Origin of the sequence: Isoptericola sp. NPDC060257, from assembly GCF_042726645.1 — a bacterium.
Classification (GTDB): domain Bacteria; phylum Actinomycetota; class Actinomycetes; order Actinomycetales; family Cellulomonadaceae; genus Isoptericola; species Isoptericola nanjingensis.
Map to the genome: position 1 here is coordinate 1 of NZ_JBHXAW010000422.1, position 2,398 is coordinate 2,398.

The 2,398-nt window shown below is 71.9% G+C and carries 3 protein-coding genes; 2 read left to right on the forward strand and 1 reads right to left on the reverse strand.

Annotated elements, in window-relative coordinates; all coding sequences use genetic code 11:
* Both ACFWEK_RS20815 and ACFWEK_RS20820 read left to right on the forward strand, forming a co-directional pair.
* Positions 1 to 641 (forward strand): ATP-binding cassette domain-containing protein (locus ACFWEK_RS20815; RefSeq protein ID WP_430555275.1); only part of this gene is annotated, 641 nt, incomplete at its 5' end.
* Between the two features lie 40 nt (positions 642 to 681).
* Positions 682 to 1,965, forward strand: coding sequence for an ATP-binding protein (locus ACFWEK_RS20820; protein ID WP_430555276.1), 1,284 nt, complete (start codon positions 682 to 684; stop codon positions 1,963 to 1,965).
* Here the strand turns inward: ACFWEK_RS20820 and ACFWEK_RS20825 are convergent.
* Positions 1,937 to 2,398: alpha/beta fold hydrolase (locus ACFWEK_RS20825; RefSeq protein WP_430555277.1), on the reverse strand; the 462-nt coding region annotated here is incomplete at its 5' end. The genes ACFWEK_RS20820 and ACFWEK_RS20825 overlap by 29 nt on opposite strands.

A 2,398-nucleotide genomic window follows, 5' to 3' on the forward strand; every position in this document is an offset into this window, starting at 1 on the left:
GGCCCGTCGGGCTCGACGGGGTCGAGGTGCGCGGCCGGCTCTCCGTCCCCCGCCTCAGGGTGGCCGCCGGCGAGCACCTGCTGGTGACCGGGCCGAACGGCGCGGGCAAGAGCACGCTGCTCGGGGTGATCGCGGGCGAGGTCGGGCCGGACGCCGGGACGGCCCGGGCCGCGGGCGCCGTCGGTCACCTGCGGCAGACGGCCGCGTCCCCCTCGGGCGACGGCCGTACCGTGCTGCACGCGTTCGCCGCCGGGCGTCCCGGCGACCTGGAGGAGCACGCGGAGGCGCTGCTCGCCACGGGCCTGTTCCGCCCCGACGACCTGCCCCGGCCGGTGCGCGAGCTGTCCCAGGGGCAGCGGTCCCGCCTCGAGCTCGCGCGGGTCGTCACCACCACGACGGACGTGCTGCTCGTGGACGAGCCGACGAACCACCTCTCCCCCGCGCTCGTCGAGGAGCTGGAGAGGGCGTTCGCGGAGTTCGACGGCACCCTCGTCCTCGTCTCCCACGACCGCCTGATGCGCGAGCGCTTCCGCGGCCGCCGCCTGGTGCTCGACGACGGCGCGATCGTCGCCGACAGCTGCCGTGCCTCGTCACCTCCCCTCCGCGACGCCCGCGTGGATCGCCGGACGCGGGATGTGTGAATCGCCGGATGATTGATGTGTGGATGGTAGGTTAGAGCCTGTGAACAGCTCCGATACCCGCCCCTACGTGCGCCGCCTGGTCGACGACGAGCTCGACGAGCTGGTGGCCGGCCTCCCGGCCATCGCGCTCCAGGGCGCCAAGGGCGTGGGCAAGACGGAGACAGCACGCCGGCGGGCCGATCACCTGGTGCGATTCGACGTCGACCAGGAACGCGCCGCGTTCGCCGCCCGTCCGTTCGACCTCGCCCCTGACGGGACGACCCTCCTGGACGAGTGGCAGCTCCACCCGACCTCGTGGGACCAGGTGCGGCGCGCGGTCGACGCCGGAGCGCCCCCGGGCTCGTTCCTCCTGACCGGGTCGTCCGCACCTCCCGGCGCTCGTATCCACTCGGGCGCCGGGAGGATCGACACCATCCGGATGCGCCCACTCACGCTGAGCGAACGCGGGATCGTGGAGCCGGCGATCAGCCTGGAAGACCTCATGTCCCGCTCCCGGCCCCCGATCGACGCCAGGACGAATATCGGGTTGGAGGAGTACGTCGACGAGATCTTCGCCTCCGGTTTCCCCGGCATCCGTCGCTTGCCAGCCCGACTCCGCGAGGCACGGCTCGACGGCTACGTCACGCACACCATCGAGCGTGAGTTCGTCGAGCAGGGGACCACCGTCCGCCGGCCTGCCTCCCTCGCCGCTTGGCTACGGGGTTACGCCGCAGCCACGGCGACGACAGCGTCCTACTCGCGCATCCTCGACGCAGCGACGGCCGGGCTCCCGGACAAGCCGAGCCGCGACGCGACGACGACGTACCGGGACGTCCTGCTACGCACCTTCGTCCTCGATCCCGTCGAGGCCTGGATCCCGGTGTACAACCCGCTCAAGCGGCTCGCCCAGGCTCCCAAGCACATGCTCGCCGACCCCGCGCTCGCCACACGACTCCTGGGTCTCGACCGGGACGACGTCATCTCTGGACGCGACGACGTCCGCATCGACGGCCGCGGGGGATCGATGCTCGGTCCCCTCTTCGAACACCTGGTCACCCAGTCGGTCCAGACCTACGCCCAACGCATCGGTGCTCGTGTCGCCCACCTCCGCATTCAGGACGGCCGACACGAGGTCGACATCATCGTGGAACGCGGCCGCCGGGTCGTCGCCCTCGAGGTCAAGCTGGCGACCACCGTGGATGACCGCGACGTCCGGCATCTGCGGTGGCTCCGAGAGCAGCTCGGGGACGACCTGGCGGATGCCGCGGTGATCACCACTGGGCAGATCGCCTACCGTCGCCCGGACGGGATCGCCGTCATCCCGGCGGCGTTGCTCGGCGCGTAGGCGCGCGCCGCTCCTCGCGTCGGAGGTCACGTGGCGGGTGGTGCCGCTCCAGAAAGCGCACGACCGAGGGCCAGACCGCCTCCGGGTGACTGATAGGCGCGGCGTGCCCGACGCCTGGGACCTCGTGATACTCCGCATCCGGGATGGCTGCCGCGACCTCTCGGGCGCGCGCGGCGAACGTGTCGGTGTCGAACTCGAAGCCCATGACCAGGCAGGGTTGCGTGACCTGGCGGAGGGCCTCGAGCCGCTGCTGATACGTCGCGATGAACGTGCCGGCCCGACGCCGTTCCGCGGGATCGGCCTTCACGGCCCAGCCGCCCTGCGACGTCAAGGCTCGGACGAAGCCGTCATCGGCCAACCGCTCCGGCGGGAACGACGTCAGGAGACGCATCACCGCCCGAAGGTCGTCCGAGCCACCATCGACGAGGTGATC